The sequence below is a fragment of the Rhodobacter capsulatus genome, assembly GCF_052363185.1.
Lineage (GTDB): Bacteria > Pseudomonadota > Alphaproteobacteria > Rhodobacterales > Rhodobacteraceae > Rhodobacter > Rhodobacter capsulatus_E.
Window position 1 is genome coordinate 874,536 of record NZ_CP198955.1, and the last position, 25,884, is coordinate 900,419.

Here is a 25,884-nt window from a genome sequence, read left to right on the forward strand (position 1 = left end):
CCGTCATCCTCCTAAACCCCGCATTGCCGCATTACGGATAGCGGCATAGGCCTCATAGACCTTCTTTGAGGCTGGATCGGAGGTGTAGCCGGCGACATCCCGCCCCTCATCGATGAAGCGCGCCATGCCGCTGAGCCCCGGTAGCTCGTTGAGCGTTTTCGAATAGGCCGCATGCGGAACTTGGCCTGTAATGAAGGGAGTAAGATAGGTCGTGAGCGGCTCCGACCTTGGATCATCCAACTCCTGCGTGAGAGCTGTCAGGTAGTCGGTTTTCGTCGTGCCCTCCCAAGCGATACCGAAGCCTGCCCGGTGGCACAACTCCCCGAAAACCAGCATGATGGCGCGTCCGTTCCCGTCGAGGAACGGATGACCGAAGGCGAACTGCCCCATGACGGTTCCGCATTTCGCTCGAAGGTCCTTGCGAGCCAGATCAAGTCCATAGTCGACCGCACGCCGGATCTCTGACGCCTGCGCGAAACGGACATCGCCCTTGGATATGTAGAGATCCGGCGCCGTGGCCGCTCGGTCCTGCCCGGCCCAAGGGTAAAAATCCTCGAACAGGATACGGTGGACTTCGAGGAAACTGCCGTAATCGATCACCTCACAAGCTTGGAGCATCTCGATAGCATCTTCCAGGTTCGCCAGGAACAAGGAGTGCTCGACGCGCTTGACCGATTCAGGATCGCTGAGGGCCTGGGTGTTGCGCAAATAACCTCTTGTCGCGAAGTCGCCAAACGGGTCGAAGGCCAAGAGGTCAGCCCCGGATCTCGCGCTGGTGCTGACCGAGAAGGTTCACCATGCGGCGGCCGCTGATGATCTTGCGGCGCTTGAGCGCGACAAGGACCTCTTCGATCATGTCGAGTTCGACGTTGTCGCCCGCCAGCTCGGTCACCTTCGCGGCATAGACATGACCGTAGGTTTTCTCCGGCAGGAATTTCTTCTGCCGACTGAAACGCGCAACAACGTCTGCGACCTTGTGGGCGCGCTTGTTTCGCTGCTTTTCTGCGACGACATACTCGGGCATGCGGCTCTCCTTGCGCCAAGATAGCATCGCAAATGAGGTCGCGCTACTCCGATTCGGTTCTGGACACTCGGCAAGGGGGCGCGCCCCTGTTCGCGGCCAGGAGTGCCCGAGGAGACCCCGGGCAAGGCTTCCTGCCGCCGATCGGCCTGCCGCGCGCGGATCCCCGAAGCTGGCGCTTGGCCGAAACGTCGCAAGGGGCGGTCCAGCCCTTACCGATCCTTCGGAATCGTGCCTAGCTTTGCGCCGAGCCTGCACTGAAAGGGATGCAAAGCAATGCAACTGCACCGTGGCCGCCTGATCGATCACATTCAGCTTGTCGTGCGCGACCTGCCCGCAAGCGAGAGCTTTTACACGGCGGTGATGTCCGTCCTGGGGATCCCGGTTCTGAGCACCGGGAATGGCTACTTCGTCGCCGATGAGCTTGTCGTGTCTTCGGCCGACAGCCCGGCCGCTTCGGGCGCGCTTACGGGACGGCACCATCTGGCCTTTCAGGGGCAGGATCGCGAAACGGTCGATGCGTTCTACCGCGCGGCCTTGGCGCATGGCGGGCGCGACAATGGCGCCCCCGGCATCCGGGCCTATCACCCGGGATATTATGCCGCCTTCGTGCTGGACCCGGATGGAAACAACATCGAGGCGGTCTATCAGGGCGCGGCGCAGCGCAGCGCGCCCTCGGTCATCATCACGTTCTAGGCCGCGTTGGTCCAGGCATCCGACAGCGGCGCGTGACCGGGCCGCGGCCCCGCCGCGCGCGGAATCGGGTGATACAAACTGCCCTGTAAGTCCTTGATTTTCATAACCCCGAAAGACCACGCTGATACAGCTTAAGGCACTGATCGCGCTTGATTATTGCGGTCCCTCCATGCCTACCAAACCCCATCTGATTGTTGAAACGCCGTGATATCAGCCTCGGTCATGTAGGTATTTTTGATGCCGGTCTTCTGGTGCCGCAACCGCGTTGCCGGGGTCTGGCCCGCTTCGATCAGCGCCCGGAACCAGCCCTTGTCCTTGATGCCCACCGAAATGCCGAAGGCCGTGGCGGGGATCAGCGGCTCTTGCGGGGCGGAGGCCGCAGGGACGAGAGCGTCGATCTCGGCCCGACGCAAACGCAGATCGCTGAACCCGGGGCCGAGCGTGCCGATCGACAGCTCACCCGCCCTGACCGCCGCAAGAAGCGCCGAGAGGCTCTGGAGGTTGCAATCGCTCGCCGAGAGGAGCGTTTCCCAAGCTGGATCTTCGGCCGGAACCGACGTGGCCCGGGATTGCAGGCCGGACAGGAGGTCTTTGGCTTGCGTCAGGCTCCAGCGCAGCCGCACCGTCTCGCACCGGCAACGCGGGGTCAGGCAGCCCTCGGCCGCCAGCCGTTCCAATTCGGTCCGGCTGGCACCGCTCTCGCGCCGGATCGTGCGCAGGCTGACCCGCGTCGGGATTTCGGCAAGCAGCCCGGCATGTTCGGTTGCGCTGAACACGCGCCGGTTCGAGAACCGGGGATCGCCCGCCACGTGAGCTACCCCCCCGCCATCGCAATCTTGCCCCCAGATGGGAGGGGGGCCGCTCTCCTCTGCCCGATGGGCGACACCCGTTGCGCGATCAGACGCCCGCGTAGCGCGCCTCGGGGGGTTTTCCAGGACGGCATGATGGTCGGGGCGCCGAAATAATACCCCTGCAGGCAATCGACGCCCTGCGCCGCCAGCCAGGCCGCGTCTTCCGCCGTTTCCACGCCCTCCGCCACCGTGAACATGTCGAAATGCCCCGCAATCGACATGAGCGCCCGGGTCAGCACCTGGCTGTCGGGGTTCTGCGCGATGCCGGAAATGAACTGGCCGGAAATCTTCAGGATGTCGAAGTAGAACTCGCGCAGATAGCGGAACGAGGTGTAGCCCGCCCCGAAATCGTCGATCGCGAAGCAGATGCCCTTGAGATGCATGTCATGCATGAAGACCGACACCAGTTCGGGCATCGTCATCGCCGAGGCTTCGGTGATCTCGAGGATCAGCCGCTCGCCCAAAGTCTCGTCCCGGGCCAGGCCGCGGGCCAGGACGCGCGTCCAGTCCGGCCAGCCGATCGAGCGCGCCGACATGTTCACCGACAGCCGCAGGGTCGGGTTTTCCGCCAGCGTCATCAGCCCCATCTCCAGCGCCAGACAATCCAGCTTTCGACCGAGTTCGGTGGTTTCGGCGGCGCCGATGAAATCCTGCGAGGGAATCACCCGGCCCGTTTCGTCCAGCACGCGCAGCAGCCCTTCGTAAAAGGCCGGGCGGTCCGGCCGGGCGGTCTGCATGATCGGCTGAAAGGCCAGCAGCACATCGCCCCGCGCGACGGCGCGGGTCACCATTGCCAGGGTCTCCCGATCGCGACGGGCGACCGCGAAGGCGAGCGGGCTGGCCTCGGACGGGTCTGCCACATCGCGCGGAAAGCTGGGGTATTTCCTCATCTGCCACTCCTCACCATTGAACGGCAAGACTGCGGGCGACAGGTCAACAACCTGTTAAATCGCTAAAATGATAGGATTCGTAGTTAAGATACATCCTGCTTCGAGGTTTTTGCGGGCGTGGCGGCTGACCTTTCCTGCCGCCGATGTGCCGCCGATCCCCCCGCGCGGGGGGATGTGGTGAAACGCCGGGTTGATCTTGCCTTCGGGGCGACCGTAGGAGAGGGCCGCGAACAACAGCACAAGATCCCTGCGGCGCGAGGGCGCCGCATATCCGCGCATCTTCCTGTGAAGGCCGCGGGACAAGGGACAGAGAGGAGACTGGCGTTTGGAACTGATTCACAACTTCTTCAACTGGTTGAACGGGATCGTCTGGGGCGTTCCGATGATCGTGCTGATCATCGGCACCGGCTTTTACCTTCAGCTGCGTCTGGGCTTCATGCCGATCCGCAAGCTCGCCTATGGCTTCCGGATGATCTGGAAAAGCCGCACGCCCGGCGCCGACTCGGAAGGGGAAATCACCCCCTATGCGGCGCTGATGACCGCGCTGTCGGCCACCATCGGGACCGGCAACATCGCCGGTGTCGCCACCGCCATCGCGGTCGGCGGCCCGGGCGCGCTGTTCTGGATGTGGGTCACCGCCTTCGTCGGCATGGCCACGAAATATGCCGAGGTCGTCGTCGCGGTGAAATATCGCGAGGTTGACGACAAGGGCGAACATGTCGGCGGCCCGATGTTCGCGATCAAGAACGGGCTGGGCAAGCACTGGCACTGGCTCGCCACCGCTTTCGCCTTCTTCGGTGGCCTTGCGGGCTTTGGCATCGGCAACATGGTGCAGGCCAACGGCATCGCGGGCGCGATCCAGAATTCCTTCGGCATCGAGACCTGGATCACCGGGGCGGTGCTGACGATCGTCACCGGTCTGGTCGTGCTGGGCGGGATCCGGCGCATCGGCGCGGTGGCCGAACGGATCGTGCCCTTCATGGCGATCGTCTACATGGTCTGCGTCATCTTCGTTCTGGTGCTCTTTGCCGAAAACATCCCCGCGGCCTTTGCCACCATCGTCACCGATGCCTTCACCGGCACGGCGGCCGCCGGCGGCTTCCTGGGCGCGACGATCATCATGGCGATCCAGAAGGGCGTGGCCCGCGGCATCTTCTCGAACGAGGCGGGCCTTGGCACCGCGGGTATCGCGCAGGCCTCGGGCTCGACCTCGAACCCGGTCTTCTCGGGCGTGATCGGGATGATGGGGACCTTCATCGATACGATCATCATCTGCACGCTGACCGGCCTTGCGATCATGGTCACCGGCGTCTGGACCAGCGGCGAGACCGGGGCGATGCTCTCCGCCTCGGCGTTCGAGGCGGCGATGCCGGGCTATGGCAACTACCTGCTGACGATCTGTCTGGCGCTGTTCGCCTTTACCACCATTCTGGGCTGGGCCTTCTATGCCGAGAAATGCTGGGAATTCCTGCTGGGCACGGTCAGCGAAATCCCGTTCCGGGTGCTTTGGACCATCGCGGTCTTCTTCGGGGCGACGCTCAGCCTCGATTTCGCCTGGCTGGTGGCGGATACGCTCAATGCGCTGATGGCGATCCCGAACCTGATTTCGCTGCTGCTGCTCTCGCCGATCATCGTCAAGGTGACGCGCGATTACTTCGCCCCGGGCGGCGAAGGCGAAAACTGACGCCAAAGGCTGGGGCGTCCTGCCGGATGCCCCAGCCCCCCAATCGCTGCCTCCAACCGCTGCCCCCGCTTCGACGGTCCGGCACTTCATCCCGCGGGCATCTTTGCGCAGCTTTTCCGATGCGGTCGCGCTGGATTTTCCGGCGCGATCTCATAGATGGGGGGGATGACAGATGCGCCCCTTCCCCCGCCCGTTTCCTGGCTTCGCCTTGATCGTGTCAGCCGCCGCTTCGGCGCCGTCACCGGCCTGGCAGAGGTCTCTTTCAGCCTTGGCTCCGGGGAAATCCTGTGCCTGCTTGGCGCTTCGGGCTGTGGCAAGTCCACGCTTTTGCGCCTGATCGCCGGGGTCGAGCATCCCGACACGGGCGAGATCGCGCTGGCGGGGCAGGTGCTGGCGGGGCCGGGCCGTTTCGTCGAGCCCGAGGCGCGCGGCATCGGCTTCATGTTTCAGGATTACGCGCTGTTTCCGCATCTGAGCGTGGCCGAGAACGTGGCCTTCGGGCTGCGCGACTGGCCCCGCGCCCGGGTGCAGGCGCGGGTGGCCGAGGTGCTGGCGGTGGCGGGTGTCGGGGCGCTGGCCGCGCGCTATCCGCACATGCTTTCGGGGGGCGAAAGCCAGCGGGTGGCGCTGGCGCGGGCCTTGGCGCCGCAGCCCGCCCTGTTGCTGATGGACGAGCCCTTTTCCAATCTGGATCAGGGGTTGCGTGAAAGCGTCCGGGCCGAGACGCTGGCGCTTTTGCGGCAGATGCGGGTGGGGGCGATCCTTGTCACCCATGACCCGGCCGAGGCGCTGGCGGTGGCCGACCGGCTGGCGGTGATGCGGGCGGGCCGGATCGAGGCGCTGGCCGCGCCGCGCCAGCTGTATCATGCCCCGCCCACGCTTTACACCGCGCGCTTTCTGGGGCCGGGCACGGCCCTGCCGGGGGTGGTCACGGCGGGCGCGCTGCAAACGCCGCTTGGCCGCTTTGCCGCGCCGGATCTGGCCGAGGGGCAGGCGGCGGTGGCCTTCTTCCGGCCGCAGGCGCTGGACCTGTGCGATCCGGCCGAAGGCGCCGCGGCGCGGATCGACCGGCAGGAGTTTCTGGGCGCGCAGGAGCGGCTGTTCCTGACCCTGGAAGAGGGCGGCGCGGCGGTGCAGCTGGATCTGCCCTCGGCGCCGCGGCCGCGCGATCTGACCCGGGTCGGGCTGCGGCTGGATCCGGCGGCGGTGCGGGTTCTGGCGGCAGAGCCGACAAAGGCCGGTTGACCGCAATGCCGGTTTCCAAACGCCGCGCTTGCCGCTAAAGACGCCACAGGGCCGCAAGGCCGCCGGGGACTGGCCAGCAGGCGCGACAGGGACCGGATGTCGCCCGCGCTGCCTGCGTTCAACCGGATCGTTCCGCCGTGACCCCAGCCGCCCGCCTGCAAGCCGCCCTTGATCTGATGATCGACATCGGCACCTCCGCCCGCACGGCCGATGCCGTGATCTCGGCCTGGTTCCGCGCCCGGCGCCAGATCGACGACTGCGACCGCGGGCCGATCCTGGACATGCTCCATGCCCTGCTCAGCCACAGGGCGCGGCTGGGCTGGTGGCTTGCGCGCCACGGCCGCCCCGACACGCCGCGCAACCGGCTGCTGGCCTTTCTGGTGCTGGCCGAAGGCCGCCGGCCCGAAGAGATCAAGCGCCTGTTTTCGGGTGTGAAATACGGACCCGCCGCGCTGACCGAGGCCGAACAGACGCTGGTGGTCAAGCTGCAGGGCAACCCGGTCGACCACCCGGCGATGCCCGAAGATGTGCGCCTTGAATGCCCGGACTGGGCGGCCGAGGGCTTCCGGCGTCGCTTCGGCACCGATTTCGCGACCGAGATGGCGGCGATGCTGACCCCGCCGCCGCTGGATCTGCGGGTCAATTCGCTCAAGACCACGCGCGCGGCGGTGCTGCGCCAGTTGCAGGCGCTGGAGCTGCCCGCGCAGGCCTCGGCCCTGGCGCCCCTTGGCATCCGGATTGCGGAACGGATGTCGCTGGCGCGTCTGCCGGGGCTGAAAACCGGCGAGATCGAAATTCAGGACGAGGGCTCGCAGCTGGTGGCGCTGCTGATGCAGGCGAGGCCCGGCGATCGCGTCGTCGATTTCTGCGCGGGGCCGGGGGGCAAGACGCTGGCCATTGCCGCGCAGATGCAGAACAAGGGCCGGATCATCGCCTGCGATGTCAGCGAGGGGCGGCTGAAACGCTGCGCCGAACGGGCGCGGCGGGCCGGGCTGCAGAATGCCGAAACCCGCGTGCTGAGCAGCGAAACCGACCGCTGGGTGAAGCGGCACAAGGCCAGCTTCGACCGCGTTCTGGTCGATGTGCCCTGTTCGGGCACCGGCACTTGGCGGCGCAACCCCGATGCGCGCTGGCGCACCCCCGAGGAAAAGGGCCTCGACGCGCTACTGGCGCTGCAGGGGCGGATTCTGGCCAGCGCCGCGCGGCTGGTGAAGCCGGGCGGGCGGCTGGTCTATGCGACCTGCTCGATGATGGCCGACGAAAACGAGGATCAGGTGGCGGCTTTCCTGGCCACCCATCCCGAATTTTCCGCCGTGCCGCTGGCCGAGGTGGCGCCGCAACTGACAGGCTCGGCCCATCCCGACTATCTGTCGCTGACGCCCGCCCGCCATGACACCGACGGCTTCTTTGCCGCCGTGCTGCAGCGCGCCGCCGTCGCCGAGGCGCCGCCCGAAGACGACGCCTGAGCCCGGATCATTTCTTCGGGAATTTCGGAAACGGCACGCCTTTGGTGGTGAAGGTCTTCGCCCCGGGCCCCGGCCGCGACGACGCGCGCTTCGGCGCGGCTTTGCCCGCGCCCGCCTTGCCCGCGCCCGCCTTGCCCGCGCCCGCCTTGCCCGCGCCCACCTTGCCCGCGACGGTCTTGCCGGTTCCGGGCGGCTGATGGCCGGGCACCAGATGGTTGACCCCGGTCCCGATCAGATCGGCCCGGCCCATCTCCTTCAGCGCCTCGCGCAGCAGCGGCCAGTTGTCCGGGTCGTGATAGCGCAAGAACGCCTTGTGCAGCCGCCGCTGCCGTGTGCCGCGCACCGTGCCCACCGGCTCGGAAGCGCCCCGCCGCACCCCTTTCAGCGTGTTGACCCCGGTGTGATACATCGCCGTCGCCGTCGCCATCGGCGAGGGCAGGAAGGTCTGCACCTGATCGGCGCGGTAGCGGTTCTTCTTCAGCCAGAGCGCGAGGTTCAGCATGTCCGCGTCACTGGTGCCCGGGTGGGCGGCGATGAAATAGGGGATCAGGAAGTATTTCTTGCCCGCCTGTTTCGCCGCGGCGTCGAACATTTCCTTGAACCGGTCATAGGTGCCGATGCCGGGCTTCATCATCACATCCAGCGGGCCCCGCTCGGTATGTTCGGGGGCGATCTTCAGATAGCCGCCGACGTGATGGGTCACCAACTCCTTGATATAGTCGGGGCTTTTCACCGCCAGATCATATCGCACGCCCGAGGCCACCATCACCTTCTTGACCCCCTTGACCTCGCGCACCTTGCGATAAAGCCGGATCAGATCGTCATGCGAGGTATCAAGGTTCGGGCAGATGTCCGGGAACACGCAAGAGGGCAGGCGGCAGGCGGCCTGCACCTTCGGGTCCTTGCAGGCCATCCGGTACATGTTCGCGGTCGGCCCGCCGATGTCGGAAATCACGCCCGCAAAGCCCGGGGTCTTGTCGCGGATCGCCTCGATTTCGCGCAGGATCGAGGCTTCGGAGCGGCTCTGGATCACGCGGCCCTCGTGTTCGGTGATCGAACAGAAGGTGCAGCCGCCAAAGCAGCCGCGCATCACCGTGACCGAGGTCTTGATCATGTCCCAGGCGGGGATCTTCGCCCCGCCATAGGAGGGATGCGGCGCCCGGGCATAGGGCAGGTCATAGACCGCATCCATTTCTTCGGAGGTCAGCGGGATCGGCGGCGGGTTGAGCCACAGATCCCGGTCGCCGTGCCGCTGAACCAGCGGGCGGGCATTGCCCGGATTGGCCTCGCGGTGCAGCACGCGCGAGGCGCGGGCATAGGCCTCGCGGTCGGTCTCGACCTGCTCGAACGACGGCAGCCGGATCACGGTGTTGCCCGCGGTGCGGCTGGCGCCCTCGTCGGCACTGTCCAGATCATCGGCGGGCAGTTCGGTGAAGCCCTCGGGCACCGGGCGGAACAGGACGACGCCGCGGATATCGGCCAGATCGCGCGGGCTTTCCCCCGCAGCCAGCCGGTTGGCCACCTCGACCACGGCGCGTTCGGCATTGCCGTAAAGCAAAAGATCCGCCTTGGCATCGGCCAGGATCGAGCGGCGGACCTTGTCCGACCAGTAATCGTAATGCGCAATCCGGCGCAGCGAGGCCTCGATGCCGCCCAGGATCACCGGCACGTCCTTGAAGGCCTCGCGGCAGCGCTGGGTGTAAACGATGGTCGAGCGGTCGGGGCGCCTGCCACCCTCGCCCCCGGCCGTATAGGCGTCGTCATGGCGCAGCTTGCGGTCCGAGGTGTAGCGGTTCACCATGGAATCCATGTTGCCGCCGGTGACGCCGAAAAAGAGCCGCGGCTTGCCCAGCGCCTTGAACGGCTCGGCCGAGTGCCAATCGGGCTGCGACAGGATGCCGACGCGGAAGCCCTGCGATTCCAGCAACCTGCCGATGATCGCCATGCCGAAACTCGGGTGGTCGACATAGGCATCGCCGGTGACAAGGACGATGTCGCATTCGTCCCAGCCCAGCGCGGCCATTTCGGCGCGGCTCATCGGCAGGAAAGGCGCGGCAGGGGGGCCGGGGGCGCGTCGGCCCGGCGGCGGTGGGCGGGAAGTCTGGAGGGTGGTCATGGCCACATCCTATAGGGCGCCGCCCGCGCAAATTCAACGCGACTCACCTGGGGCGGCGCAACGGGGGGCTGCGGTCAGGCGACTTTCTGCGTGCCTTGCGGGGGGCTGTCCCAGCCGCTGAAACGCGCGATCAGGGTGCCAAGATCGGCGACGGCCGCCGCAAGCGAACTGGTGGCGGCGGTCGTCTGCTCGAACATCGCGGCGTTTTCCTGCGTGGCGGTGTCCAGCTGGCCCAGCGCCCGGGTGACCTCGGAAATCCCCTGTTCCTGCTCGCTGGCGCTGGCGGCGATTTCGGTCACGCGCAGCGAAATGTCCGAGACCGCGCCGGAGATCGTTTCCAGCGCCGTGCCGCAGTCGCGCACCAGCGTCACCCCCTCGCGCACCTGGCTGCCGCTGTCGGCAATCAGCGTGCCGATCTGCGCCGCGGAATCGGCGGCGCGCTGCGCCAGCGCCCGCACCTCCGAGGCGACGACGGCAAAGCCGCGCCCCGCCTCGCCCGCGCGGGCGGCTTCGACCCCGGCATTCAGCGCCAGCAGATTGGTCTGAAAGGCGATGTCGTCGATCACGCTGATGATGCGGGTGATCGCCTCGGAAGAGGCCTCGATCCGCTGCATCGCCTCGACCGCGGCGCGCATGGTTTCCTGCGACTGGCCAGCGCGGTCGCAGGCCGCCTGTGCCAGGCTGCGGACGCTGTTGATGCCCGCGCTGGTCTGCCCGACCGCGGTCAGCATCTCGTGCATCGCCGCGGCGGTCTGATCCAGCGAAGAGGCCGAGGATTCGGTGCGCCGCGACAGGTTGACGGCGGCATTCGCGATCTCGTCGCTGTCGGTGCGGATGCTGTGGGCCGCGGTCGAAATTTCGGTGACGATCCGGCACAGGCTGCTGGCGGCGGCGTTGAAATCCATCCGCAGCCCCTTGTAGCTGTCGTCGAAGAACTGGTCGATCGAGACGTCGAGCCGCCCCTCGGCCAGGGCCCGCAGCGCGGCGCTGAGCGCCTCCACCACCTGTTGCAGGGCCGCATCGGCGCGGGCGCGTTCGGCATCTATGGCGGCGCGCTGGGCCGCTTCGGCCGCATGCCGGGCCTCCAGATGGGCGCGCTCGCGGCTTTGTTCCAGCCGGTCGCGCTCGGCCTCCTCTGCCAGCCGGTCGCGTTCGCGGGCGGCACTGGCTTCGCGCTCGGCGGCCAGATGCGCATCGGTGTCGCGCGCCGCAACCAGCGCCTCGCGGAAGCTTTCCAGCGTGCGGGCCATCCGCCCGACCTCGTCCGCGCGGTCGCGATGCGGCACTTCGGTGGCCAGCTGGCCCCGTCCCACCGCATCCATCGCGGCGGTCAGCCGGGTCAGCGGCTGGCTGATCGAGCGGGAGACCCGCAGCGCCAGCACCGCCGTCGCCGCCAGCACCACAAGGCTGACGGCGACGAAGGCGATCGCCATGCGCCAGAGCGGGGCCAGCAACTGATCCGCCGCCTCGCTGGTCAAAAGCGCCCAGGTCGTGCCAAGGAACCGGAACGGACGATAGGCGATGAAGCGGTCGCCCGCCGCGTCCTGCAGCCGGGTCACCCCGGTTTCGCCCGCCAGCGCCGCCCGCACGGCGGCATTGTCTTCCCGCGTCGTCAGGATGTCGTCTTGCGCCGTCGCCAGCAGGTCGGAGCGCAACAGACCGTCCTGCCCGACCAGATAGGCGGCGGTGCTGCTGCCCCCCTCGCCGACGCTTTGCACGGCGGCATTCATCGCGCCGATCGGCAGCTGGATCGCCACGACGCCAAGCCGCTGGCCCGCCGCGTCCAGCACCGGGGCGGCGATGAAGGCCGCGGGCAGATCGGCGCTGGGGGCATAGGGCGCGAAATCGCGAAAGGCGGCGGTGCCGTCAGCGGGCAGCGCCATCGCCTCGCGGAAGACGGCGGCGAGGTCGGTATCCCGCCACGGCCCGGTCTGCAGATTGGTGGCGAAATCCCGTTCCTTGAACACGGTATAGACCACGTTTCCGGCCGTATCCATCAGGAAGATATCGTAAAAACCGCGCTCGTGCAGCCGGGTGGCAAGGCCCGGATGCAGCTCTGCATGCAGCGCGTCATAGGGGCTTTGATCCCCGGCCGCGACAAGCTTGTCCTTTGCGCCGGTCGGGTTCGGATTGTCGTCGATATAGGTCTTTTGCAGCGTTTCGGCGGCCGCGGGCAGGGCGGCATAGCTTTCCGACAGGGCGCCAAGCGCCCGCTGGATCGCGCGATCCTGCGCCATCGCCAGCAGATCCGCCCTTGTGCCGCCCAACAGCAGCGCGAGCGCCTGTTCGGGGCCGCGGGCCAGAGTGTCAAGCGTGACCTGCGAACTGCCGATCAGGGTCTGACGGGTGATCAGATAGGCCGGGATCGCGGTGCACAGCCCGGCCAACAGCGCCACAAGCGTGATCATCAGGGGCAGCCGTCTGGACAGATCCAGCCTGTTCATACGTGCAATCATAAGGGGCTCCTCCGGCAGGGCCGCGACACAAACGCCTGCAGCCTAGGCGCGAAATCTTAAAATGCGGCAAAGATCCGCGGCCTTAGCAGGGTGCTGAAATAGTCGGCCTCGACCGCGGATACGAAACATGATTCACCCCTTCCCATGGCGAAGGGGATCACGATGCGGGGCACGGACGAGACGAGCGGGTCGCTTTTCAGCTATGTCGACCTCGAGGATCGCATCCCGGCCAGGCATCCGCTGCGCAAGATCCGGCAGGTGGTGAACGAAGCCCTCACCAGCCTCGATGGTGATTTCGAGGGCTTTACATCCGCTTCGGCCGCCCCTCGATCGCGCCGGAACGGCTGATCCGGGCGAGCCTGCTGCAAATTCTGTTTTCCATCCGCTCGGAACGGCAACTGATGGAGCAGATGGATTACAACCTGCTGTTTCGCTGGTTCGTCGGGCTGGGGATCGACGATCAGGTCTGGGGTGAAGGGCGCCCGGAAATCTGTCCAGTGGACAGATTTCAGCCCTGAACAGGCGGAGCCCCGGGCCGAAGGCCGACGGTGTTCACGAAGAACCGCGACCGGCTGATGAGCACCGAGATGTCGCGCAAGATCATGGCCGCGATCCTCGCCCATCGCGAGGTGGCGCCACTGCTCTCGGACGAGCATTTCTCGGTCGATGGCACGCTGGTGAAGGCGTGGGCGTCGATGAAAAGCTTCCAGCCGAAGGCGCCGCCGCCCGGGCGGATGGCCCCGGCGACGATCCCGATGACGAGGATCCAGGTGCGCCGCCGTCAAGCCCCGCCCCCGAGACGCCCGCGACCGAAGCAAAGACCGATCCGATGCCCCGCAGCCCCCGCCAGAACCGCAATGCCGAGGTCGACTTTCGCGGCGAGAAACGCTCGAATGCGACGCATGCCTCGACCACCGACCCCGAGGCGCGGCTTTACAAGAAATCCCCCGGGACCGGCGCGATGCTGTGCTTCATCGGCCATGCGCTGATGGAGAACCGTTCCGGTCTGATCGTGCAGGGCGAGCTGACCCGCGCCGATGGCCATGCCGAACGGCAGGCCGCGCTCGACATGATCCACCGCCATTCCCCCGGCTCGACCCGGCGCCTGACGCTGGGGGCGGACAAAGGCTATGACGCAGCTGACTTCGTCCGCGACCTGCGCAAGGCTTGCGTCACGCCCCATGTCGCACAAAAGGCCCGACATTCCGCCATCGACCGCCGCACCACCCGCCACGACGGCCACGCCATGTCGCTGAGACATCGAAAGCGGATCGAAGAGGCCTTTGGTTGGGCCAAGACGGTCGGTGGAATGGCGCAAACGATGTATCGCGGCCTTGACCGGGTGCGGTCGCGTTTCATCCTGACGATGGCAGCCAACAACCTGGCACGACTGCCCCGGCTGCTCGCCGCCTGAGGACGAAGAGCGGTGGACCGGCGGGGCGCTCAAGCCCAGAACTCGTACGAAAACGGGAAGTCATTCTCGTCTGCCGACTATTTCAGCGGCCTGTTAGGGAGGGCATGGCCGGGGCGGAGGCCCCCGGCCATGCGCGGCGGCGATCGACCTTTATTCGACCTTGCCGATCGACCAGAAGAGCGTCTCGCCCGAGCTGTCATCGACGCCGTCATTGTCGGTGACGACGAAGCCTTCGCCCGCCGCGTCGATGGCGAAACCTTCCACCTTGTCAAGGATATAGCCCTTTGAGGCCGCCAGATCGGGCAGCAGGTCGCGGACCAGCTCCTTTTGCACGACCGGCAGCGCCCCGCCCAGATCCGCGGGTTTCAGATCGGCCAGCGCGACGCGGTAAAGCCGCTTCACCGCCGCCTTGTCGGCCAGCTGATTGTCGCGCTCGATCAGATAGGCGAAATCGCCGTGCAGGGTGATTTCCGACAGGCCAACCCAGCCGCCTTCGGGCGCGGCCTCAAGCGGGTAGTGCACCGCGCCCCATGTTTCGTCCTCAAGATCATAGGAGACGAGCTTGACCATCCCCTTCGGATCGTCTTTCCAGGGCCGCTGCACGGCAAGCCAAAGCCGGTCGCCCGCGAGCGCGATCCCCTCGAAGCCGAAGCGGGTTTCGGCCGCGGCAAGCTCCGGCGGCAGGCCGATCTGCTGGTCGATCGCGCCGGTCTCATCCACATGCACGATGCCATGCGGGATCATCTTGTCCGTGCGCCCCTCGGTCGCCAGCCAGAAGCCGCCCTCGCCATCGGTGGTCAGCCCCTCGATATCCATCAGCTGCGCCGGATCGCCCCCGCGCGTCACCGTCAGCGCCGCGGTGATCCGCGCCGGTTTTTGCGTCGCATCAAGGCTGTAGATCGTCGGCGCGGCGGACAGGAAGCTGTCCGAGGCGGCGAAAAGATGCCCCGGTTTCGCCGGATCGGCGGTCAGCGCCGAAAGCGCCGCCCAGCCGATCAGGGGCTCGGTGCCCGCACTGGTCAGCGTCGGATAGGCGGCCGGAGCGTCGGAGAGCGCGTAAAGCATCACATGCGCCGGGGCGAGCCCGTCTTCGCGCAGATCGACCTCGTTCGCGGTGGCCAGAAGCCCGCGGCCGGGGATCGCCACCAGACCTTCGGGGCTGATCCCCGAGGGCAGGATCTGCAAGAGTTTCGGCGCCGCCAGATCGGCCAGATCATAGACCGCCACGAGCGAGGCCCGCTCGGCCGCGACGAACAAAAGCTTGCGGCCGTCGAAGTCGGCCACTTCGACCGACTCGATCTCGACGCCCTTCTTGTTGCGCTTGTCGGGGTAATGGCCCAGCGCCGCCATCTCGCGCTCAAGGCTCGCCCCGGCTTCAAAGACGACGGTGCCGTCCTTCTTCCAGATCGTGAAGCCGCGCGCGCCGCCCTTCCAGTCGCCCTCGTTCGCGGTGACGAAATGATCGGTGTCGATCCATTTCACCGCATCGGGTTCGCGTGCGACACCGTCTTTCTTGCCGGTGAAATCGAGCTTGCCGTCCTTTTTCGTGTCGATGCCGGTCAGATCGACCTCGCCCGCCGAAAAATGCGTGGCCACCGCGCCATCGGCGCCGATCACAGCGATTTCGTTGTTTTCCTGCAGCGTCACCACGATTTCGCCCGCGGTGTTGATCGAGACGAATTCGGGCTCAGGATCTTCCCCCGCCACCGCGGCCAGCCCGGTCAGGTCGATCTTTTGCAGCGCGCCGCAATCAACCGCGCCCGCCTTCAGCGGCAGCTTGACCAGATAGCCCGCGGGCATCTGCGGCAGGTCGCCCTCGTTCACCTCTTCGTCGCGCTCGTTTTCGATCGCAACGGCGAGGAAACTGCCATCGGGGGCCTTGGCGACGGAATCGGGCTGCCCGCCAAGGTCGCATTCCGCCACGATTTTCTGCGTGCCCAGATCCACCGTCACCAGCTTGCCCGAGGGCTTGGCATAGCTTTCCGAGGTGTTCACCCCGGCAAAGGCCAGATTGCCCAGCACCACCGTTGTCGTCGGCTCGCCGCCCATCGCCACCGTGCCCAGCGGTTTCGGCGCCGCCGGATCGGCAATGTCGATCAGCCCCAGCACGCCCAGCGGGCTGTCGGAATAGATCAGCCGCTGCCCGTCCTCGGTCGCGGTGATGATCTCGGCCGAGGAGGGTTTCGCAGCCGTCTCGCCGGTCGCATTCAGCGGCGTCGGGAAAGACGAAATGCGGTTGAAAGCCTGCTCGGCATGGGCCGGGAAGGCGGTGGCAAGCGCCAGCGCCGAGGTCAGGCAGAGGCTGCGGAAGGTCATGGGATCACCCTGTCAGGTTGCGTCGCGCGGACCTTCCCGCCATTGCGTGACGGTGCCGTGACGCCCCGATGACGGTTCGGTGTCGTTACCCCCGCAGACGGCCCGAGGTCGGATCGTAAAGCGGCGCAAGGCTGGCCCGCGCCGTCACGATCTGCCCGGCCACGTCGATCGCATAGCTGGATGCCAGCATCTCGGCCGGGCTTTCGTCGGCCCGGCAGGGGACATAGCCCAGCCCCACCGCGCCGCGCAGCGCATGGCCGTAATTGCCCGAGCTGAGCTGCCCGACGATCCGGCCATCGCGCAGGATCGGCTCGTTGTGAAACAGCAGCGGCGCCGGGTCATCAAGCAGGACTTGCATCAGCCGCCGGGTCAGCCCGGTTTCCTGCTTGCGCAGCACCGCCTCGCGGCCCAGAAAATCGCCCTTGGCCGGTTTCACCGCAAAGCCCAGACCCGCCTCCAGCACGTGATCCTCGTCGGTGATGTCATGGCCGAAATGGCGATAGGCCTTTTCGATGCGGCAACTGTCCATCGCATGCAGCCCGCACAGCTTCAGCCCGAGCGGTTCGCCCGCCTCGATCAGCGTTTCGAACACATGCGCGGCCTGATCGGTGGGGATGTAAAGTTCCCAGCCGAGTTCGCCCACATAGCTGATCCGATGCGCCCGGCCAAGGCCCATGCCGATCTCGATGTCCTTTGCCAGACCAAAGGGATGGCCCGCGTTCGAAAAATCGTCGGGCGAGACGCGCGCCATCAGATCGCGCGCCCGCGGCCCCATCACCGCGATCACCGCCTCGGCCGAGGTGACATCGGTGACGGTGACGAAGGCCGCGCCCAGATGGCGGCGCAGCCAGGACAGATCGCGCTGCAGCGTCGCCCCCGGCACGACCAGCAGAAAGGCGGTTTCCGAAAGCCGCGTCACCGTCAGATCGCATTCGATGCCGCCCTTGGCATTCAGCATCTGGGTATAGACGATGCGCCCGGGGGCCACGTCGATATCATTGCCGCACAGAGATTGCAGGAACGGCGCCGCATCGCGCCCCTCGACCCGGATCTTGCCGAAAGAGGTCATGTCGAGCAGCCCGATCCCGTCGCGCAGCGCCATATGCTCGGCGCGCTGGTTTTCGAACCAGTTCTGCCGCTGCCAGCTATAGCGGTATTCGGGCGGCTGCCCCGGATTGGCAAACCAGTTCGCCCGTTCCCAGCCCGCCATCTCGCCAAAGACCGCGCCGCGGGCCTTCAGATGCTCGTGCAGGGGCGAGCGGCGGATGCCGCGGCTGGTCGCCATCTGCCGCCAGGGGAAATGGTCGGCGTAAAGCAGGCCCAGCGTCTCGCTGACCCTTTCGCGCAGATAGCGGCGGTTCCTTTGGAATGGCTGGGCGCGGCGGATATCGACCTCCCACAGGTCGAAGGGGGGCGCGCCGTCGGTCATCCATTGCGCCAGCGCCATCCCCGCGCCGCCCGAGGAGACGATGCCGATCGAATTGTAGCCCGCCGCCACCCAATAGCCGCCCAGACCGGGGGCCTCGCCCAGATAATAGCGGTCATCGGGGGTGAAGCTTTCCGGGCCGTTGAAAAAGGTATGGATGCCCGCGGTTTCCAGCATCGGCATCCGCGCCACCGCCTGTTCGAGGATCGGGGCGAAATGCTCGATATCCTCGGGCAGCTGATCGAAGCAGAACTCCTCGGGAATGCCCGCCATGCCCCAGGGCTTAGCCCGGGGTTCAAAGGCGCCAAGCAGGATTTTCCCTGCATCTTCCTTGTAATAGGCGCATTCGTCGGGCACCCGCAGCACCGGCAGTTGCGTCAGGCCGGGGATGGTCTCGGTGACGATGTAGAAATGCTCGCAGGCCTGCAGCGGCAGCGTGACACCATTTTGCGCCGCCAGATCGCGCCCCCACATGCCGCCGCAATTCACCACCGCGTCGCAGGCGATATGGCCGCGCTCCGCCCCCATCTGCCAATCGACGCCGGTCACATGGCCGCCCGCCTGCGTCACCCGCGTGACCTTGACGCCCTCCAGGATCTGCGCGCCGCGGCTGCGCGCCCCCTTGGCCAGCGCCAGCGCGATATTGCCCGGATCGGCCTGCCCGTCGGCGGGCAGATGCACCCCGGCGGTGACGCCCGCGATGTTCAGATGCGGGTAAAGGTCCCGGACCTCGGCGGGGGAAAGCTCGTTCACCTCGATGCCGAAGGCCCGGGCCAGCGCCGCCTGCCGCAAAAGCTCCTCGCGCCGCTCGGCGGTCAGCGCCACCGTCATCGAGCCGCAGGCACGAAATCCGGTGGCGAGCCCGGTTTCCGCTTCCAGCCTTGCGTAAAGATCGGCGGAATATTTCGCCAGCCGGGTCATGTTCTGGCTTGCCCGCAGCTGCCCGATCAGCCCCGCCGCATGCCAGGTCGTGCCCGAGGTCAGCTGCTTGCGTTCCAGCAAAACGATGTCGGTCCAGCCCAGTTTCGCCAGATGGAAGGCGACCGAACAGCCGGAAATGCCGCCGCCGATGATGACGACGCGGGCCTTTGGGGGAATTGCGGGCATCGACGCCTCCGGGCAAGGGGGGGAGTTGCCGAAACTATTCCTGCGGCGAAATGAAATTTCAACATGAAATTTCATTTATGGGAAGGTTGTCGGAAATTGTTTCATCCCTGTCGCGGCAGAGGTTGCCTTTTTTACCGGCTTGCGCCAGCTTGCCCCAAGCATTCGAAGGCCCCAGATGACCCATCACGTCGGCGAAGACATCCGGTACTTGCGCAAATCGCGCGAGATGACATTGCAGCAGCTCGCGGCGGCGGTTGGCCGGTCGCTGGGCTGGCTGAGCCAGGTCGAGCGCGGCCAGACCACCCCCTCGGTCCGCGATCTGGGCTTGATCGCCGAGCGGCTGGGGGTGACGATCAGCTTCTTCTTCCGCTCGTCAAGCCGCGCGCCCGAGGAACGCGGGCTGATCCTGCGCGCCGCCGACCGCATGCCGATTGGCAGCAGCGCCACGGGGCTGGTCGAGGAATTGCTGTCGCCGACGCTGGCGGGGTCGTTCGAAATGGTGAAATCCACCTTCGCCCCCGGCGCGTCAAGCGGCACGCCGCGCCGGCCCGCGGGGGCGCGCGAGGATGGCGGGGTGCTGATCTCGGGGCGGCTGACGCTGATCCTCGACGGGCGGGAGTTCGCGCTGGCGCCCGGCGACAGCTTCCAGTTCGCCGGGGCCGATTACGGCTGGCGCAACGAGGGGACAGAGCCCGCCGTGGCCATCTGGATCATCGCGCCGCCGGTCTATTGACCGGGCGAAGGGGCGGGAATCCACTTGGCCTTGGCCCTCTCTCGCCCTTATGGTCGCGCAGGGGCGGGGGCAGGACAAAGGTCTTTCGGGGGAAAGGCTTCATCCGAAATAAACCCTTGCGACCCTAATCTTTCTGGCCGGGGGGGCCGTCGCCTTCCGGCCATCCTGCCGAAGACCCGGGGAGCCCCGCGACCGACCATGCGCAACCTTCGCCTGAACGCCCGATATGCCCCGCTTGCGGCGGCGCTGATCCTGACGCCCGTGCTGGGCCTTGCGTTTTTGCTCAGCGGGGCGCTGTGGATCTTGCCGGTCTTCCTGGGCGTCGCGGCGCTGGCGCTGGTGGGGGTGCATGATCTGCGCCAGTCCCGGCATGCGATCTTGCGCAATTATCCGATCATCGGCCATCTGCGCTACATGATCGAAAGCGTCGGCCCGGAGTTCCGGCAGTATTTCTTTGAATCCGACCGCGACGAGGTGCCCTTCAGCCGGGAAATCCGCGGCCTTGTCTATCAGCGCGCCAAGGGGGTCGAGGACAAGCGGCCCTTCGGCACGGTCGAATCCGTCTATGCTTCGGGGTTCAACTGGCTGACCCATTCGATCATGCCGAAGACGATCCGGGACACCGATTTCCGCGTCCGCATCGGCGGGCCCGACTGCGCGCAGCCCTATGACGCCTCGGTCTACAATATCTCGGCGATGAGTTTCGGGGCGCTCTCGGCCAATGCGATCCTGGCGCTGAACCGGGGCGCCAAGGCGGGCGGCTTTGCCCATGACACCGGCGAGGGCGGGATCAGCCGCTATCACCGCGCGGGCGGCGGCGATCTGATCTATCAGGTCGCCTCGGGCTATTTCGGCTGCCGCAGCCCCGATGGCCGCTTCTCGCCCGAGGCGTTTGCGGTGCAGGCCCGCGATCCGCAGGTGAAGATGATCGAAATCAAGCTGAGCCAGGGGGCGAAGCCCGGTCATGGCGGGATGCTGCCCGCCTCGAAGATCTCGCCCGAGATCGCCGAGGCGCGGGGGATTCCGATGGGGATCGACTGCATTTCCCCCGCCGCGCATTCGGCCTTTTCGACGCCGCGGGAATTCATGGGCTTCATCGCGCAGCTGCGCGCGCTGTCGGGTGGCAAGCCGGTGGGCTTCAAGCTCTGCATCGGGCATCGGCGCGAATTCATGTGTCTGGTCAAGGCGATGCTGGCCACCGGCGTGACCCCCGATTTCATCGTCGTCGATGGCAAGGAGGGCGGCACCGGGGCGGCGCCGCTGGAATTCGTCAACCGTGTCGGCATGCCGATGCTGGAGGGGCTGCATTTCGTCCACACCACCCTGCGCGGCGCCGGGCTGCGCGGGCGGATCCGGATCGGCGCGGCGGGCAAGATCGTTTCGGCCTATGACATCGCCCGGGCGATGGCGCTGGGCGCGGATTGGTGCAATTCGGCGCGCGGCTACATGTTCGCCATCGGCTGCATTCAGGCGCAGTCCTGCCACACCAACCGCTGTCCGGCGGGCATCGCGACCCAGGACCCGCGGCGGATGCGGGCGCTGGATGTGCCCGACAAAAGCGCCCGCGTCGCGCGGTTCCACAAGAACACGCTGCATGCTTTGGGCGAGTTGGTGGGCGCGGCGGGTCTGGCGCATCCGTCCGAATTCCTGCCCTATCACTTCATGTTCCGCGCCCGGGACAATGCCTTCCAGGACGGCAACGAGGTCTTCGAAGATCTGCCCGAGGGCTTCCTGCTGACCGGCTCCGACCATCCCGAATTGCAGGTCTGGCTGGATCGCTGGAGCCGCGCCAGCGCCGAGACCTTCGTGGCCGAACGCATGCCTAAGAACCGCTTCGCGGGCTGAGCGCCCGCCCCGCCCGGGTCAGAGCCCGGGTCAGAGCCCGGATCAGAGAATGCGGTTCACATGGCCCATCTTGCGACCGGGCTTCGCCTCGGCCTTGCCGTAAAGATGGATCTGGGTGTTCTTCGCGCGGGCGAAGTCGGGGATGCGGTCGACATCGTCGCCGATCAGGTTCAGCATCTCGACATCGGCGTAACGGCCGCCGTCGCCCAGCGGCCAGCCCGCGACGGCGCGGATATGCTGTTCGAACTGATCGACGGTGCAGCCCGCCTGCGTCCAGTGCCCCGAATTATGCACCCGCGGCGCGATCTCGTTCACCAGAAGGCCGGCGGGCGTCACGAAGAGCTCGACCCCCAGCACGCCGACGTAATCAAGCGCATTGAGGATCCGCGCCGCGATCAGCACCGCATCCGAGCGCAGGGCAGGGGGGATGCGGGCGGGCACGGTCGTGGTGTGCAGGATGCCCGACTTGTGCACATTCTCGCCCGGATCGAAGCAGGAAATCGCGCCGTCGAGCCCGCGCGCGGCGATCACCGAAATCTCGGCGGAAAACTCGACGAAACCTTCCAGAACCGCGGTGGCACCGCCCATTGCGGCCAGCGCCTCGGGCGCGTCGGCGGGGGTCATGATCCGCGCCTGCCCCTTGCCGTCATAGCCCAGCCGCGTCGTTTTCAGGATCGCGGGGGTGCCGATCTGCGCCATCGCGGCGTCAAGGCTGGCGGCATCGCGCACCTCGGCCCAGGGGGCGGTGGCAAGGCCGATGCCGTTCAGGAAGGATTTTTCGAGGATGCGGTCCTGCGAGCTGGCCAGCGCCTTGCGCCCCGGGCGAATGGGGCGCAGGCTTTCGAGCAGATCGAGCGCCGAGGTCGGGATGTTCTCGAATTCATAGGTGATGACATCGACCGCTTCGGCAAAGGCCCGCAGGGCGGCTTCGTCGTCATAAGACGCGGTGAAGACCCGGTCGGCGACCTGACCCGCGGGCGGGTTCGCGCCCGGCTCGAAGATCGCGCATGTCAGCCCCAACCGCGACGCCGCGACGGACAGCATCCGCCCCAACTGCCCGCCGCCCAGAATCCCGATCGTGGCGCCCGGTTTCAGCATCTCACTCATCGGCGGGCTCGTCGGGGATCGAGGCCGAAAGGGCCTCGCGCCAGGCATCAAGCCGCGCGGCCAGATCCGCATCCTGCAGCGCCAGAATGCCCGCGGCCATCAGCCCGGCATTGGCCGCGCCCGCGGCGCCAATCGCCATCGTCGCGACGGGAAAGCCCTTGGGCATCTGCACGATGGAATAAAGACTGTCGACGCCCGCCAGCGCCTTGGTCTGCACCGGCACGCCGACAACCGGCACGCGGGTTTTCGAGGCCATCATGCCCGGCAGATGCGCAGCACCTCCGGCGCCTGCGATGATCACTTGCAGGCCACGCTCGACCGCGGTCTTGCCATAGGCCCAAAGCCGATCCGGGGTGCGATGCGCCGAGACGATCTTTTTCTCGTAAGCCACGCAGAGTTCATCCAGAACCGCCGCCGCCTCGCGCAGGGTCGCCCAGTCGGACTGGCTCCCCATGATGATTCCCACTTTCACGCCCATTCGGCCCCCCATCTTGTGGCGGCACTATAGGCAGACCGGCTGCGGGGGCAAGCCTCAGGCGATGATGTCGGGGGTCAGCCGGTCTTCGATCCGGGCGATCTGGTCTTTCAGCGCCAGTTTCTGCTTTTTCAGCCGCACCAGCCGCAGCTGATCGGGGTGGGCGGCGTTGACCAGCGCGGAAATCGCCTCGTCGAGGTCGCGATGTTCGCGGCGCAGGACCTCCAGCTTGATCCGCAGCACATCATCCGAATTCATCTCGATCGGGCTGTCGATATGGGCATTCATGGCTTGTGTCCGATCACGGGCTGAGACAGGAACGCGAAGGCAAGCCCCCCGACTCGCCCTGCATTTGACCAACTATATCAATTTCCGCGGCTTTGCGGGAAATTTCCTGACTGCGACCAGCCGCCGCCCCCTTGCACCTGCGGCGGCGCTGCCCATATCCTGCGCATGGGGCTGCCGCACGGCGGGGTCCACATGCAACGTCGCTTTCCAAAGGGCTTGCCAATGACGAAACTGAGCTTCGGCGCACATCCTTATCTGCTGGGCTTCGACCAGCTGGAGCGCCTTGTCGAACGGACCGCAAAATCCGGCTCCGACGCCTATCCGCCCTACAATATCGAGCAATCGGGGCCCGACGAATTCCGCATCACCCTGGCGGTGGCGGGCTTTGCAGAGGCCGATCTGGCGATCACCATGGAAGATCGCGCCCTTGTCATCCGCGGCCGTCAGGCCGATGACGGGTCCGAGCGCATCTTTCTGCACCGCGGCATCGCCGCCCGCGCCTTTCAGCGCAGCTTCGTGCTGGCCGATGGCGTCGAGGTCTCGGGCGCCGCGCTGGAGAACGGCCTGTTGCATGTCGAGCTGAAACGGGCGCAGCCCGAGCCGGTCGTGCAGACGATTCCGATCCGCAGAAAATAAGGGGGCATCATGGATCACGCAGCTGAATTCGACGTCGCCGCGGGGGCGCGCATCGTCTATGTCCGGTCGGTCCCGCTGACCGAAATCCCCGAGGAGATCCGCGACCGGGTGGGCCACATCGACCACATGTATGCGCTGCACAACGTCAATGGCGAGCGGCTGGCGCTGGTGAAGGACCGCGAGATGGCCTTCGTGCTGGCGCGTCAAAACGAGATCACCGCGGTCAGCGTGCACTGAGCCCGCCGCCGGGCCCGAAAAGCGAAACGCCCCGGGATTTCCCGGGGCGTTCTTGTTTCTGTCCTGCGGCTTACGCCTTGATCAGGCCCATCGATTCCAGCTTCAGGATCACCTGATGCGCGCAGTGATCGACATCGACGCCGGTGGTGTCGACGGCCAGTTCCGGGTTCGCGGGCACTTCATAGGGGTCGGAAATGCCGGTGAATTCCTTGATCTTGCCTTCGCGGGCGAGCTTGTAGAGCCCCTTGCGGTCGCGGCTTTCGCATTCCTCAAGCGAGGTCGCCACATGGACTTCGACAAAGGCGCCATAGGCCTCGATCATCTCGCGCACGGCGCGGCGGGTCGCGGTATAGGGCGCGATCGGGGCGCAAATCGCGATGCCGCCGTTCTTGGTGATTTCCGAGGCCACATAGCCGATGCGCTTGATGTTGATGTCGCGGTGCTCTTTGCTGAAGCCGAGTTCCGAGGACAGATGCTTGCGCACCACATCGCCGTCAAGCAGCGTCACCGGGCGGCCGCCCATCTCCATCAGCTTGACCATCAGCGCATTCGCGATCGTCGATTTGCCCGAGCCGGAAAGGCCGGTGAAGAAGACGGTGAAGCCCTGTTTCGCGCGGGCGGGCGAGGTGCGGCGCAGTTCCGACACCACCTGCGGGAAGCTGAACCATTCCGGGATATCAAGCCCTTCGCGCAGGCGGCGACGCAGCTCGGTGCCCGAGATGTCGAGCACGGTGCAGCCCTCCGGCACTTCGTTCGCCGGGTAATATTGCGCCTTTTCCTGCACATAGACCATGTGTTTGAAATCGACCATGGTGACGCCGATTTCCTCTTCATATTGCTTGAACAGGGTCTGGGCGTCGTAGGGGCCGTAGAAATCCTGGCCCGCCGAGTTCTTGCCGGGGCCGGCGTGATCGCGGCCGACGATGAAATGGGTGACGCCATGGTTCTTGCGGATCAGCCCGTGCCAGACCGCCTCGCGCGGGCCCGCCATGCGCATCGCCAGGTTCAGCAGGCTCATCGTGGTGGTCGATTGCGGGTATTGATCGAGCACCGCTTCATAGCAGCGCACGCGGGTGAAGTGATCGACGTCGCCCGGTTTCGTCATGCCGACGACGGGGTGGATCAGCAGGTTCGCCTGCGCCTCGCGGGCGGCGCGGAAGGTCAGTTCCTGATGCGCGCGGTGCAGCGGGTTGCGGGTCTGGAAGGCGACGATCTTCTGCCAGCCGAGCTTGCGGAAATAGGCGCGCAATTCGTTCGGCGTGTCGCGGCGGGCCTTGAAATCATAGTGCACGGGCTGCTGGATGCCGGTGATCGGCCCGCCCAGATAAATCGCGCCCGCGGTGTTGTGCAGGTAGTTCACCGCCGGATGGGCCAGATCATCGGCGCCGAAGACCTTTTCGGCCTCACGCGCCTTGTTCGGCACCCATTTGTCGGTGACCGAGAGGATGGCGAGAATCACCCCCTCCTGATCGCGCAGCGCGATGTCTTGCCCGGGCGCGATGCCTTCGGCGAATTTCTCGTTCACGTCGAGCGTGATCGGCATCGGCCAAAGTGTGCCATCGGCCAGACGCATGTTTTCAACGACGCCATCGTAATCGGCCTCGCCCAGAAAGCCCTTCAGCGGGAAAAAGCCGCCGTTCATCAGCAGTTCAAGGTCGCAGATCTGACGCGGCGTCAGGTCCCAGGACGGCAGGTTCCCCGCCTCGACCTTCAGCTTTTGCGCGGATTCGTGGGAAACATAGAGCTCCGGAATGGGAGCGAGATTGGGAAGAGTCATCGCTTGACCTGCTTTTTCGAGGGCTAACTGCTGCGTCTGACAAACGCTTGGGCGCGGCTTTGCCCGCAAAGACGGCGATTTTCAAGCAAAAGCGGGGT

Annotated in this window: 20 protein-coding genes and 1 pseudogene; 9 read left to right on the forward strand and 12 right to left on the reverse strand. The window is 66.3% G+C overall.

What is annotated here, in order from left to right; genetic code table 11:
- Positions 1-3 precede the first annotated feature (3 nt).
- Positions 4-750 carry a Fic/DOC family protein gene (locus ACTTAG_RS04530; protein ID WP_444464361.1) on the reverse strand — a complete coding sequence of 249 codons (747 nt, stop codon included), beginning with the start codon at positions 748-750 and terminating at the stop codon, positions 4-6.
- A 4-nt stretch (positions 751-754) separates the two neighbouring features.
- Positions 755-1,024, reverse strand: a complete 270-nt coding sequence (locus tag ACTTAG_RS04535) for a hypothetical protein (protein WP_444464362.1) — start codon at positions 1,022-1,024, stop codon at positions 755-757.
- Between the two features lie 273 nt (positions 1,025-1,297).
- Between ACTTAG_RS04535 and ACTTAG_RS04540 the strand changes: the two genes are divergently transcribed.
- Positions 1,298-1,717 carry a VOC family protein gene (locus ACTTAG_RS04540; RefSeq protein ID WP_444464363.1) on the forward strand — a complete coding sequence of 140 codons (420 nt, stop codon included), beginning with the start codon at positions 1,298-1,300 and terminating at the stop codon, positions 1,715-1,717.
- 173 nt (positions 1,718-1,890) lie between these two features.
- Here the strand turns inward: ACTTAG_RS04540 and ACTTAG_RS04545 are convergent, their stop codons facing one another.
- On the reverse strand, positions 1,891-2,526 hold the full coding sequence (locus tag ACTTAG_RS04545; protein ID WP_444464364.1) for a hypothetical protein: 636 nt from the start codon (positions 2,524-2,526) through the stop codon (positions 1,891-1,893).
- Between the two features lie 5 nt (positions 2,527-2,531).
- On the reverse strand, positions 2,532-3,458 hold the full coding sequence (locus ACTTAG_RS04550) for an EAL domain-containing protein (RefSeq protein WP_444464365.1): 927 nt from the start codon (positions 3,456-3,458) through the stop codon (positions 2,532-2,534).
- 325 nt (positions 3,459-3,783) lie between these two features.
- Between ACTTAG_RS04550 and ACTTAG_RS04555 the strand changes: the two genes are divergently transcribed.
- From ACTTAG_RS04555 to ACTTAG_RS04565, 3 genes are all read left to right on the forward strand, one after another.
- On the forward strand, positions 3,784-5,142 hold the full coding sequence (locus ACTTAG_RS04555) for an alanine/glycine:cation symporter family protein (protein WP_444464366.1): 1,359 nt from the start codon (positions 3,784-3,786) through the stop codon (positions 5,140-5,142).
- Positions 5,143-5,307: 165 nt separating this feature from the next.
- Complete coding sequence (locus tag ACTTAG_RS04560) at positions 5,308-6,387, forward strand: ABC transporter ATP-binding protein (protein WP_444464367.1); 1,080 nt, start codon at positions 5,308-5,310, stop codon at positions 6,385-6,387.
- Between the two features lie 137 nt (positions 6,388-6,524).
- Positions 6,525-7,853, forward strand: coding sequence for an RsmB/NOP family class I SAM-dependent RNA methyltransferase (locus tag ACTTAG_RS04565; protein ID WP_444464368.1), 1,329 nt, complete (start codon positions 6,525-6,527; stop codon positions 7,851-7,853).
- Positions 7,854-7,860: 7 nt separating this feature from the next.
- On the opposite strand, the gene ACTTAG_RS04570 is transcribed toward ACTTAG_RS04565, so the two are convergent.
- Positions 7,861-9,969, reverse strand: a complete 2,109-nt coding sequence (locus ACTTAG_RS04570; RefSeq protein ID WP_444464369.1) for a YgiQ family radical SAM protein — start codon at positions 9,967-9,969, stop codon at positions 7,861-7,863.
- A gap of 74 nt (positions 9,970-10,043) precedes the next feature.
- Complete coding sequence (locus ACTTAG_RS04575) at positions 10,044-12,425, reverse strand: methyl-accepting chemotaxis protein (RefSeq protein WP_444464370.1); 2,382 nt, start codon at positions 12,423-12,425, stop codon at positions 10,044-10,046.
- A 162-nt stretch (positions 12,426-12,587) separates the two neighbouring features.
- On the opposite strand from ACTTAG_RS04575, the pseudogene ACTTAG_RS04580 reads away from it, so the two are divergent.
- Positions 12,588-13,839 (forward strand): annotated as a pseudogene (locus ACTTAG_RS04580) (IS5 family transposase).
- 150 nt (positions 13,840-13,989) lie between these two features.
- Here ACTTAG_RS04580 and ACTTAG_RS04585 read toward each other — a convergent pair.
- Entirely contained in the window at positions 13,990-16,155 is a 2,166-nt protein-coding gene (locus ACTTAG_RS04585; RefSeq protein ID WP_444464371.1) for an esterase-like activity of phytase family protein, read from the reverse strand.
- A gap of 85 nt (positions 16,156-16,240) precedes the next feature.
- The gene (locus tag ACTTAG_RS04590; protein WP_444464372.1) at positions 16,241-18,688 is read right to left on the reverse strand and encodes a GcvT family protein; all 2,448 of its coding nucleotides are present in this window, start codon (positions 18,686-18,688) and stop codon (positions 16,241-16,243) included.
- A 175-nt stretch (positions 18,689-18,863) separates the two neighbouring features.
- Between ACTTAG_RS04590 and ACTTAG_RS04595 the strand changes: the two genes are divergently transcribed.
- Both ACTTAG_RS04595 and ACTTAG_RS04600 read left to right on the forward strand, forming a co-directional pair.
- Complete coding sequence (locus ACTTAG_RS04595; RefSeq protein WP_444464373.1) at positions 18,864-19,421, forward strand: helix-turn-helix domain-containing protein; 558 nt, start codon at positions 18,864-18,866, stop codon at positions 19,419-19,421.
- 198 nt (positions 19,422-19,619) lie between these two features.
- Positions 19,620-21,266, forward strand: a complete 1,647-nt coding sequence (locus ACTTAG_RS04600; RefSeq protein WP_444464374.1) for an FMN-binding glutamate synthase family protein — start codon at positions 19,620-19,622, stop codon at positions 21,264-21,266.
- A 42-nt stretch (positions 21,267-21,308) separates the two neighbouring features.
- On the opposite strand, the gene ACTTAG_RS04605 is transcribed toward ACTTAG_RS04600, so the two are convergent.
- Genes ACTTAG_RS04605 through ACTTAG_RS04615 form a run of 3 tightly spaced genes read right to left on the reverse strand, consistent with a single transcriptional unit; the run spans position 21,309 to position 23,136 of the window.
- Complete coding sequence (locus tag ACTTAG_RS04605; RefSeq protein ID WP_444464375.1) at positions 21,309-22,373, reverse strand: 5-(carboxyamino)imidazole ribonucleotide synthase; 1,065 nt, start codon at positions 22,371-22,373, stop codon at positions 21,309-21,311.
- The gene (gene purE, locus ACTTAG_RS04610) at positions 22,366-22,851 is read right to left on the reverse strand and encodes a 5-(carboxyamino)imidazole ribonucleotide mutase (protein ID WP_444464376.1); all 486 of its coding nucleotides are present in this window, start codon (positions 22,849-22,851) and stop codon (positions 22,366-22,368) included. The genes ACTTAG_RS04605 and purE overlap by 8 nt, the downstream gene beginning before the upstream one ends.
- 54 nt (positions 22,852-22,905) lie before the next feature.
- Positions 22,906-23,136 (reverse strand): YdcH family protein, encoded by a 231-nt coding sequence (locus ACTTAG_RS04615; RefSeq protein WP_444464377.1) that lies wholly within the window; start codon positions 23,134-23,136, stop codon positions 22,906-22,908.
- Positions 23,137-23,358: 222 nt separating this feature from the next.
- Between ACTTAG_RS04615 and ACTTAG_RS04620 the strand changes: the two genes are divergently transcribed.
- Both ACTTAG_RS04620 and ACTTAG_RS04625 read left to right on the forward strand, forming a co-directional pair.
- Entirely contained in the window at positions 23,359-23,772 is a 414-nt protein-coding gene (locus ACTTAG_RS04620) for an Hsp20 family protein (protein ID WP_013068525.1), read from the forward strand.
- Positions 23,773-23,781: 9 nt separating this feature from the next.
- The gene (locus tag ACTTAG_RS04625) at positions 23,782-24,009 is read left to right on the forward strand and encodes a DUF1150 family protein (protein WP_444464378.1); all 228 of its coding nucleotides are present in this window, start codon (positions 23,782-23,784) and stop codon (positions 24,007-24,009) included.
- A 70-nt stretch (positions 24,010-24,079) separates the two neighbouring features.
- On the opposite strand, the gene ACTTAG_RS04630 is transcribed toward ACTTAG_RS04625, so the two are convergent.
- Entirely contained in the window at positions 24,080-25,786 is a 1,707-nt protein-coding gene (locus ACTTAG_RS04630) for a bifunctional sulfate adenylyltransferase/adenylylsulfate kinase (RefSeq protein WP_444464379.1), read from the reverse strand.
- Positions 25,787-25,884: the final 98 nt, after the last annotated feature.

What these genes read in the sequence shown, in the direction of transcription:
- ACTTAG_RS04605 (WP_444464375.1), bottom strand. Translation starts at nt 22,373, where the DNA reads ATGAGTGAGATGCTGAAACCGGGCGCCACGATCGGGATTCTGGGCGGC.
- ACTTAG_RS04560 (WP_444464367.1), top strand. Translation starts at nt 5,308, where the DNA reads ATGACAGATGCGCCCCTTCCCCCGCCCGTTTCCTGGCTTCGCCTTGAT.
- ACTTAG_RS04585 (WP_444464371.1), bottom strand. Translation starts at nt 16,155, where the DNA reads ATGACCTTCCGCAGCCTCTGCCTGACCTCGGCGCTGGCGCTTGCCACC.
- purE (WP_444464376.1), bottom strand. Translation starts at nt 22,851, where the DNA reads ATGGGCGTGAAAGTGGGAATCATCATGGGGAGCCAGTCCGACTGGGCG.
- ACTTAG_RS04540 (WP_444464363.1), top strand. Translation starts at nt 1,298, where the DNA reads ATGCAACTGCACCGTGGCCGCCTGATCGATCACATTCAGCTTGTCGTG.
- ACTTAG_RS04570 (WP_444464369.1), bottom strand. Translation starts at nt 9,969, where the DNA reads ATGACCACCCTCCAGACTTCCCGCCCACCGCCGCCGGGCCGACGCGCC.
- ACTTAG_RS04595 (WP_444464373.1), top strand. Translation starts at nt 18,864, where the DNA reads ATGACCCATCACGTCGGCGAAGACATCCGGTACTTGCGCAAATCGCGC.
- ACTTAG_RS04535 (WP_444464362.1), bottom strand. Translation starts at nt 1,024, where the DNA reads ATGCCCGAGTATGTCGTCGCAGAAAAGCAGCGAAACAAGCGCGCCCAC.
- ACTTAG_RS04590 (WP_444464372.1), bottom strand. Translation starts at nt 18,688, where the DNA reads ATGCCCGCAATTCCCCCAAAGGCCCGCGTCGTCATCATCGGCGGCGGC.
- ACTTAG_RS04620 (WP_013068525.1), top strand. Translation starts at nt 23,359, where the DNA reads ATGACGAAACTGAGCTTCGGCGCACATCCTTATCTGCTGGGCTTCGAC.
- ACTTAG_RS04575 (WP_444464370.1), bottom strand. Translation starts at nt 12,425, where the DNA reads ATGATTGCACGTATGAACAGGCTGGATCTGTCCAGACGGCTGCCCCTG.
- ACTTAG_RS04600 (WP_444464374.1), top strand. Translation starts at nt 19,620, where the DNA reads ATGCGCAACCTTCGCCTGAACGCCCGATATGCCCCGCTTGCGGCGGCG.
- ACTTAG_RS04550 (WP_444464365.1), bottom strand. Translation starts at nt 3,458, where the DNA reads ATGAGGAAATACCCCAGCTTTCCGCGCGATGTGGCAGACCCGTCCGAG.
- ACTTAG_RS04625 (WP_444464378.1), top strand. Translation starts at nt 23,782, where the DNA reads ATGGATCACGCAGCTGAATTCGACGTCGCCGCGGGGGCGCGCATCGTC.
- ACTTAG_RS04615 (WP_444464377.1), bottom strand. Translation starts at nt 23,136, where the DNA reads ATGAATGCCCATATCGACAGCCCGATCGAGATGAATTCGGATGATGTG.
- ACTTAG_RS04630 (WP_444464379.1), bottom strand. Translation starts at nt 25,786, where the DNA reads ATGACTCTTCCCAATCTCGCTCCCATTCCGGAGCTCTATGTTTCCCAC.